This window comes from Cognatundibacterium griseum (assembly GCF_014284195.1).
Classification (GTDB): domain Bacteria; phylum Pseudomonadota; class Gammaproteobacteria; order Burkholderiales; family Burkholderiaceae_D; genus Undibacterium; species Undibacterium griseum.
This window is the reverse complement of record NZ_JACOGC010000006.1, coordinates 144,574-153,760: the sequence shown is the minus strand read 5'-3', so window position 1 is coordinate 153,760 and position 9,187 is coordinate 144,574. Positions and strand designations below refer to the sequence as shown.

General features: G+C 54.8%; 7 protein-coding genes. 4 read left to right on the top strand and 3 right to left on the bottom strand.

From position 1 onward, the window contains the following. Window positions 1–149: ExbD/TolR family protein (locus H8K27_RS16570; RefSeq protein WP_408058458.1), on the top strand; the 149-nt coding region annotated here is incomplete at its 5' end. A 174-nt stretch (window positions 150–323) separates the two neighbouring features. Continuing rightward, window positions 324–1,577, top strand: coding sequence for a tetratricopeptide repeat protein (locus H8K27_RS14620; protein WP_186863919.1), 1,254 nt, complete (start codon window positions 324–326; stop codon window positions 1,575–1,577). A gap of 138 nt (window positions 1,578–1,715) precedes the next feature. Here the strand turns inward: H8K27_RS14620 and H8K27_RS14615 are convergent, their stop codons facing one another. Further along, window positions 1,716–3,140 carry a transglycosylase SLT domain-containing protein gene (locus H8K27_RS14615; protein WP_186863918.1) on the bottom strand — a complete coding sequence of 475 codons (1,425 nt, stop codon included), beginning with the start codon at window positions 3,138–3,140 and terminating at the stop codon, window positions 1,716–1,718. 346 nt (window positions 3,141–3,486) lie between these two features. Here H8K27_RS14615 and H8K27_RS14610 point away from each other — a divergent pair, with 346 nt between their 5' ends. Continuing rightward, the gene (locus H8K27_RS14610) at window positions 3,487–5,193 is read left to right on the top strand and encodes an amidohydrolase (protein WP_186863917.1); all 1,707 of its coding nucleotides are present in this window, start codon (window positions 3,487–3,489) and stop codon (window positions 5,191–5,193) included. Window positions 5,194–5,271: 78 nt separating this feature from the next. On the opposite strand, the gene H8K27_RS14605 is transcribed toward H8K27_RS14610, so the two are convergent. Next, window positions 5,272–7,089, bottom strand: coding sequence for an ABC transporter transmembrane domain-containing protein (locus H8K27_RS14605; protein WP_186863916.1), 1,818 nt, complete (start codon window positions 7,087–7,089; stop codon window positions 5,272–5,274). A gap of 264 nt (window positions 7,090–7,353) precedes the next feature. Between H8K27_RS14605 and H8K27_RS14600 the strand changes: the two genes are divergently transcribed. Then, window positions 7,354–8,796 (top strand): DUF2799 domain-containing protein, encoded by a 1,443-nt coding sequence (locus H8K27_RS14600; protein ID WP_186863915.1) that lies wholly within the window; start codon window positions 7,354–7,356, stop codon window positions 8,794–8,796. A 163-nt stretch (window positions 8,797–8,959) separates the two neighbouring features. On the opposite strand, the gene H8K27_RS14595 is transcribed toward H8K27_RS14600, so the two are convergent. Next, window positions 8,960–9,172 (bottom strand): hypothetical protein, encoded by a 213-nt coding sequence (locus H8K27_RS14595; protein WP_186863914.1) that lies wholly within the window; start codon window positions 9,170–9,172, stop codon window positions 8,960–8,962. Between the last annotated feature and the right edge of the window lie 15 nt (window positions 9,173–9,187).

The following is a 9,187-nucleotide window of genomic DNA, read 5'->3' as shown; positions in this document are numbered from 1 at the left end:
AAGTGGCGACGCAGCCGAACCAGCCGGAGGTGCATTTAAGGCCGAATGCGGTGGTGCCGTACAAGTCGGTGGCGGCGGTGATGGCCTCGGCGCAGCGGCTGGGGGTGACGAAGATCGGGATGGTGGGTAATGAGCAGTTCTTGAAGTAATCGGTGATTATTCTCTGGGACGCATTCCAATGCTCACATCTTGATGTATGATTGAAAATCGGCAGGGAGTTCCCTGCCGATTTGCATATTGACTGGAAAATTGGCCGGCTTGCTGTCATGTGCAGGCGGTATTATTCCTGAGTTTATTTAATTTATTGATTGAGAGATCAACATATGAAGCAACTTCGTTTGTCTCGCATCGCTGTATTGTTGGCAGCGATCGGTTTTGCAGCCGTGCCGGAATTAACCAATATCGCAGCAAATACTGCCTATGCTCAGGAAGCGATGCGTCCGGAAATCGGCCGTATTGTTCAGGCTGCCGGCGAGTTGTATAAATCGAAGAAATATAAAGATGCATTGTCCAAGATTCACGAGGCAGACAATGTCAGCGGTAAGACGGTAAATGAAAATTTTACGATTGAACGCATGCGTCTTTCGATCGCTTCTGCTGCCGGTGACAACGATACGGTGATCCGTTCGGCTGAAGCAATCGTTGCTGCGGCTAAATTACCTGCAAAAGATCAGCTGCAAATGATTCAGGTGCTGGCAAATGCCTATTTCAAAGCCGGTAATTACTCCAAGGCTGCTCAATGGTACAACCGCTATTATGCAGACGGCGGCACTGATCAGTCGCTGCGTCAGTACATGATTCAGGCGATGAATCAGAGTGGTGACGGCGCGAAGGCGATGAAGGAAGTTATGGCCGACCTGGCTGCAGACGAAAAAGCTGGCCGTACGCCAAGCCTGATTAATCTGGAAACCTACGCCAATGCTGCTCTGAAGCAGAAGGATATGGCCGGTTATACCAGTGCGCTGGAAAAAATGGTTGCATACCACGGCAAGAAAGAATACTGGGTCAATCTGCTGAACAATATTGAGCGTAAGCCCGGTTATTCCGAGCGCCTGAAGCTGGATCTGTACCGCTTGAAGCTGGTACTGGGACAGGTTACCAAAACGTCCGATTATATGGATTCATCATTGATGGCAATTCAGGCGGGTTATCCGGCTGAGGCAGTCAAGATTATCGATGCTGGCTATAAAGCCGGAGCCCTGGGTGCCGGCAATGATGCAGAGCGTCATAAGCGTCTGCGTGACATGGCTGCCAAAGCATTGGATGAGGCCAATAAAGGCGCCGCCGCTGCCGAAGCAGATGCGAAGCAGAGCAAAGATGGCAGCAACCTGGTGAATCTGGGTTTTGCTGCAGCGGCTGCTGGCAAGGCAGATCAGGGTATCGCGATGATGGAAGAGGGCATCAAGAAGGACAGCCTCAAGCATCCTGAAGACGCTAAACTGCATCTGGGTATTGCGCAATTACAGGCAGGTAAAAAAGCGAATGCGATTAAAACCTTCCGCACGGTGCAGGGTAATGATGGTACTGCTGATCTGGCGCGTTACTGGATCATCTATGCAAATCAGTCAGGCAAATAAGCTGACATCAACTGATATCGCTGATGCGATCAGGCATTAAAAAAGGGCGCTTCCGGCGCCCTTTTTTTATTTTCTGATCCTGATTTTCTGCCGGAAAACGTACCGTGATTCAGAGCGTATCAGCAGGTGCTGGCAATTTTAACCGTGAGGTTTTTTACCGCCACGTGTATTGACTGCCAGGGTTTTTGCCGGGCGTGCATGGAAGTTGTGTGCAGGCGTTTTCTGATGGCCAGCAACGGCCGTATGACGTGACTTCGCCAGCACCGGTACCTGAATATGCAAGGTCTGGCCCGGATTCAGATTGTCGCGTTTCAGGTTGTTCCAGCCTTTCAGATCAGCGACAGTGACATGGTAACGGCGGGCGATACTGTTCAGACTGTCCTGTCTGCCGACCTTGTGATTCAGCTGACGGGTTGCAACACCTTTTTCGATGATGAGCTGTGCTTTTTCGGCTACTTCCGGGGCGATGTCCTGGTCCGGAGCTTTGCTGGATTTGGGAATCAGGATCGTTGAACCTGCCTTGACCAGCATTTTGGCCGGGATCAGATTCACTTCACGGATAAATTCGGGCTTCTGCCCCAGTTTTTGCGCCAGGGACTCCACCTTTTCAGTTCTCGGGACCGTGTAGGTCGCCCATGAGGACAGTGGCCCTTGCCATTTGCTGAGGTTTTCTTTATACAGATTGGCATTGTCTGTCGGTAGCAGGATTTTAGTATTGCTGTCGCCGGTGATGACCGGGCGGTTAAATTGCGGATTCAGAGCCGTGAATTCTTCCATCGACAATTCCGCAAGCTGTGCTGCAACACGCACATCGATATCCCGGGTTTTTTCTACCGTGACGAAATAAGGCTGGTTTTCCAGCGCCGGCAGGGAAATATTAAACTGTTCAGGATGCGCAATAATATTTTTAACGGCCTGTAATTTGGGGAAATAGTTACGGGTTTCCTGCGGCATCAATCCCGACATGCTGTCAAAGTCGACTGGCAAACCCAGTGCCTGCTGCTTTTTGATTGCGCGCTGCACTGAGCCTTCGCCCCAGTTATACGCCGCCAGCGCCAGTTGCCAGTCTCCGAAGATGCCATATAAGCGTTCCAGATAATTCAGCGCAGCATCAGTGGAATCCAGAATGCCGCGGCGGTCATCTTTGAACATACTTTGCTTCAGATTGAAATCCTTGCCGGTCGCTGCCATGAATTGCCACATGCCGCTGGCTTTTGCCGTTGAAATCGCCTGTGGATTAAAAGCAGATTCGATAAAAGGCAGCAAGGCCAGTTCGGTCGGCATTCCGCGCTTTTCCAGCTCCTCCACCACATGGTACAGGTAGCGGGAACCGCGCTGCACGGTTCTGAGAATGTAATCAGTCCGGGTGCTGTACCAGGTCAGCTGACTGTCCACCTGCTTATTGTTCAGATCAGGAATCGCGTATCCGGCCCGGATTCTTTCCCATAAATCTGCTTCCTGATTGGTATAGACAAAGGAAGCCGGTTCGCTCGAACTGGTACCAGTCAGGGCAGAGGAAACAGGGGAGGTGGAAATTTTACTGATATCAGGACTTGTGTTCATGCCGTTTAATGCAGGCGCATCGGCATAACTCAGTGAGGGCAGGGTCCAGCAGCACAGCATCGATGCAATAACGGGACAAAGTCGGGAACGTAATCGTTTCATAGGCAGAAGGCGTTTGCCGACCTGTGTCGACGTTAATGGCAGGATCACGAGAGTGTACGCAAGGGCAGAAGATCGCGTCAAGCAGAAACTTCCTCTAATCTGAGGGTAAATGATGCTGAATAGCATGTATCTGTCAGTCTGGGATGATCTGGCCGGAGTCGGGGTTGTGCGCCGGAAAAATCCGGTGCCAATACCGAAACTTTGTCCTACAATGCGGTTTTGTTGGTATTGGTGGAATGGCAATATGCTGAATCGTTACAGATCATGGGTGCTGGGCATTGGAATGTCTTGTGGTGTTGTATGTTCTGCACCGGCAGGCATGGTCCTGATTGAAAATGCGGATGGTTATACGCTGAACCGGAAACAGCAGCTGGTGCAGTTTGATGCCATGGCTTTTGACGAGCAGGGGAAAATCCGCGCAGTCGGCCATGCGCGTGCATTGCGCAAACAGTTTCCCACTGCTTCGCACATTGATCTGCAGGGAAAGACCGTTTTGCCGGGTCTGATTGATGCACACGGTCATATCATGGGGCTGGGGGTCAGTGCACTGCAACTGGCGCTACGCAGCACGGAGGATCTGCAGCAGGCGCAGCGGGCGATCGCTGACTATGCAGCCCGTTTTCCGCAAAAACAATGGATTTTAGGCGGCGAATGGAATCAGGCGAACTGGAAGCTGGAACGCTTTCCGTCGGCACAGGATATTGATGCCGTGGTCCGCGACCGCCCGGTGTGGCTGAGCCGGGTGGATGGACATGCAGCCTGGGCCAACAGCAAGGCGATGCAGCAAGCCGGAATCAGTCGTGAAACACCGGATCCGACGGGTGGCAAAATCGAGCGGGATGAATATGGCAATCCGACCGGAATTTTTATCGACAGCGCCATGGAGCTGATCGATAAGGTGCTGCCCACCGCCACAGAGGCGGAAAACCGGCAGGCACTGGACACGGCGCTGCAGATAATCCGCCAGTCAGGCTTGACCAGTGTGCATGATGCCGGTGTTTCCGCACCGGCGGATTATCTGTTCCGGGAGTACGCGAAAGCTGGCAGGCTGACCGTCCGTGTCTATGGCATGATCGGCGGTGTCGGGGAATTCTTCGACAGTATTGCTGCGCAGGGACCATTCAGCAGCGATGCAGACCGCTATACACTGCGCGCCGTGAAACTGTTTGCCGATGGTGCTCTGGGCAGCCGCGGTGCGGCATTGCTCGCGCCTTACAGTGATGCGCCGCAGGTCTCCGGGCTGTTGTTCAAGTCGCAGCAGGAAATGAATGCGATGGTGCGCAAAGCCGCACAGCAACATTACCAAGTGAATGTCCATGCGATCGGCGATGCCGGAAACCGGCAGATACTGGATGCTTTCGCTGCCTTGCCAGCTTCACTGCGGACAGAGTTGCGTAACCGTATTGAACATGCGCAGGTTGTCTCGCCGGAAGATATTCCCCGTTTCCGGACTCTGGGCATTATTCCTTCGATGCAGCCAACCCATGCCACATCCGATATGAATATGGCTGAGAGCCGGGTCGGGCCGCAGCGTATCCGTGGCGCTTATGCGTGGCGCAGTTTTTTGCAGCAAGGGTCCCGCATTGCGTGCGGCTCTGATTTTCCCGTAGAGTCGTCCAACCCGTTCTGGGGGATTTATGCCGCCGTGACACGGCAGGATATGCAGGGACAGCCACGCAACGGCTGGTACTCCGGGCAGGTAATGACGGTGAAAGAAGCATTCCGCTGCTTCACGCTGGATGCGGCGTATGCGGCACATCAGGAAAATATCCTGGGCAGTCTGGAGACCGGGAAATGGGCCGATTTCATTGTGATTGACCGCAACATCTTCCGTATTCCGGCACGACAGATTTACCAGACCCAGGTTCTGGAAACCTGGGTGGCCGGGCAGCGTGTCTATCGTACCGGAACCAGTACTGCCGGAAGTGCTGAGGTATCCGGCACCAGATAAGGCCGGACCCTGACGCGGAAGCAGGCAGCGGGGCAGAGATATGCTGTCTGCCTGCTTCTGGCTGGCTGGTTTTGCAGCTTATGGGGCGGCAGGCTGTTCCTGTGCATCCAGATTAAACTGCAGCGCTGCCAGTCTGGCATAGACGCCATTCTGTTCGACCAGCGTTGCATGGTTGCCGGTTTCAACGATTTTTCCGTGCTCCATCACAATGATGCGGTCGGCTCGCTGCACCGTCGCCAGCCGGTGGGCAATGATCAGCGTGGTTCTGCCTTGCATCGCCACTTCAAGAGCACCCTGCACCAGCCGTTCCGATTCAGCATCGAGCGCGCTGGTGGCTTCGTCCAGCAATAACAGCGGCGGGTTTTTCAGCAGCGCGCGCGCAATGGCTATCCGTTGCCGCTGGCCGCCGGATAAACGCACGCCACGTTCTCCCAGAAACGAGGTATAGCCCTCAGGAAGCCGCTCGATGAATTCATGGGCTGCTGCCAGTCTGGCGGCTTGTATGACTTCGGCATCGGTGGCTTCCGGTTTGCCGTAACGGATATTTTCCATCGCATTGGCAGAAAAAATTACCGTATCCTGCGGGACGATGCCGATGGCTTGCCGCAGGTCATGCAGGTGCAGATCACGTATTGGCACGCCATCAAGCCGGATAACGCCGCTTTGCGGATCGTAAAAACGCAACAGCAGTTGAAACAGGCTGGTTTTTCCCGCACCGGAGGCGCCGACAATCGCAACGGTCTGGCCCGCGGCCACCTCCAGCGTCAGATCGGCAACGGATAAAGTTCCCGGACGGGAAGGATAAGAAAAACTGACGGCTTCCAGCGAGAGTCTGGCGCCACCCGCCGACTGACTGGTGCGTGCGGGCAGCATTGCAGGATGTGCCGGATTCTGAATCGGTGAATGCGCAGCCAGCAGCTCCAGCAGACGTTCGGTGGCGCCTGCAGCACGCTGGGCGTCGCCCATGACTTCAGACAGGGCGCCCAGCGCTCCGGCAACAATCGATGCATACAGGATAAACTGCCCCAGCTGACCGCCGCTCATACGGCCATCCATCACCGCATTCGCTCCCAGCCACAGCACAAACACAATGGCGCCGAATACCAGCAGAATTGCCATCATGGTCAGCAGAGAGCGGGCGCGGATGCGGCGCATTGCTGTGCCGAAGGCATTTTCCACAAAACCGGAAAAACGGCGGGCTTCAATCTGTTCATGCGTGTAGGCCTGCACTGTCGGCATGGCATTCAGAATTTCTCCGGCGATGGCTGAGGCATCGGCAATCTTGTCCTGCGAGTCGCGTGACAGCTGCCGCACGCGCCGGCCGAACAGGATGATCGGCAGCACCACCATGGCCAGCATCACGATAATCAGAATCGACAGCTTGACGCTGGTGACAAACAGCATGATCAGTCCGCCGCTCATCAGCAGCAGATTACGCAATGCCATCGAAATACTGGTGCCGACCACGGTCTGGATCAGCGTGGTGTCTGTGGTCAGGCGCGACAGCACTTCGCCGGTTTGCGTGGTTTCAAAAAATTGCGGGCTTTGTGTGACGACATGGGAATACACCGCATTGCGGATGTCGGCGGTGACGCGCTCTCCCAGCCAGGACACCATGTAAAAACGGGCTGCGGTGGCGATGCCCAGAATCGTTGCCACACCAAACAGCGCGAGAAAGGTCAGATTCACATGATGGATCTGGCGGTCGCCGGAGCTGCCAAAACCAAGATCAATCATTTGTCGGAAAGCCGCAGGAATCGCCAGTGTTGCACTGGCGGCAATCAGCAGTGCGATACCGGCATAAATAAACTGCCGGCGGTAAGGGCGCAGAAAGGGCAGCAGTCCCCGTAACGTCTGCAGACTGCTGCGCTGAGTGGAGGGTTCGGAGTTGGGCATAAAGAAAAATGGTTGAGTGAATAGAAAAGACCTTGCTGGCAGCAGGCAAAGCAAAAGAAACAAATGACGCAAAAGAACGCAACAGGATGCAACTGGACGCGCAGCGGGAAAAGGCAGCTTCGCCTACATGATGACCTGAATCGGAAAATCAAGCAGGGAATGCGATAATCCCTGCCTCTTTATGTAACGTAATGTGTGAAGCGGCGTCAACAGCCGTGCCAGTCTTTGCGTTATGTCATCACCCCTTCCGTTGAAAGTGATTGTATGCCCGCCGTAGCTGACCAGATGCCTGTCTTACTGACTACCTCATCGACTGCCAGGGCGTTGCTTCAGCGCGCCTGTCGTCTGGTGCCGTTCCTGTTGCTGCTGCCGCTGATGGCCTGCCAGAGCACCATCAGCCGGATGAATGACTGCCAGACCGGCGACTGGAATTTTATCGGCAACAAAGATGGTTCAGATGGACTGCATCGTAATTATGAAGAGCGCAGGCAATTCTGCTCCTCAGTGGACAGCAGTAAGATCCGGCCTGAATCGGCGCAGCAGTATGAACAGGGCTGGCAGCAGGGCAATCAGCAATTCTGGTACCGGCTCGGGCGGACGGACGGGCGCAACGCGCTGGCGCTCAGCCATTACCAGCAGCAGGCACAGTCAGACCAGATCCGCCAGAAAGAAACACCGCTGAATCAGGCGGCTTATGAACAGGGCTGGCAGCTCGGTAATGCCGATTACTGGCAGCAGAGCGGCCATCAGGAAGGGCTGGCAGGGCGCAAGGCCGACGAAGAGGGCGCACGCCGACTGCCGGGGGCACCGGAAGTGTTCCGTGCCGATGCTTACCGTCAAGGGTGGGGCGAGGGTAATTACGCTTACTGGCAGCAGCTTGGCTATCAGGATGCGCATCAGGGGATTCCGGACAGCACTCTCAGCGTGCATGTGAAAGCGGCACAGAGCCGTGATCTGCTGGTGCGGGAAGATGCCTACCACGCCGGCTGGAACCGTGAAATCACCGAATACTGGAAGCGGCTGGCATGGGATGATGCCGTTAATGGACGTGATATCTATATGCGGCGGGATGATGCTCAACGGCGCGGTCTCAGGCTGGATGAAGCGGCTTACCGGCAGCAATGGGAGCAGCGCCTGATGCAATACTGGAGCGAGGTCGGCACCGCCGACGGCGATGGCAAGCCATTCTTGCTGGAGCAACGGATGGCTAACGCCCGACATGAGCAGGTATTTGTGATTACCCAGACCCGTGACCTCTACACCCAGGCGTGGAATCGTCAGAATGCCGCCTATTGCACCGTGGAAAATGCATTCAACTGGGGGCGGACCAATCAGCCGATGGCGATCGAAGTCTGCCAGCAGCCTTTGCAATACCGCCTGCAGCGCGCGCTGATGGCGGGCCGCGATGTGGAGGAAATCCGCCGCCGTCAGGCGTTCAACCACCGCGAGCTGGATGAGCAGCGCGACCGACTGCGCGATATTGAGCGTCGCTTAGCCCGTCTCGAAGCAGAAATGCAGCGTAACCGCGACGACAAGAACCGGCCAAACACACCGGAAAACACGAATACCGACCGCCGCAACGAGCGTGACCGCAGCGATCTGCGCGATCAGTGGCAATCTGTCCGCTACCGTGTCGATGAACTGCAAAACCGGGAGTACCGCTACCAGCGGGATATGGAGCAGATACAGCTCGATGCCCTGCGCTGACGATGGACAGGTGGGGTTGTAAAGAACTCCGGCCTGCTTGCTCAGTCGGTTTATTCAAACCACCTGTCTAAACCAAGCTGCTGATTACAGTTCCTGATGTCAACTGCGGATAAACCTGATTAACCTAAAAAATACTGAAAACGCATACTCCCCCCTGTTTTTATCAAAAATAACCTGACATCAATATATCTAAAGGCTGTTTTAAGATACTGGGGGGAGTATATTTTTGCTTTAATGTACTCCCTGTTCCCGCTGCCTGACTGGCGAACCGCATCGCAGCTTGCTGGAGCAGGCTGTCGGGTGCAAAAAGCGGTGTTTTGCCGCATGTTTCACTTTCATCCAATTTCACCAAATATTTGGTTTTGAATATATCCAAGCTCAGCCAAGCCTT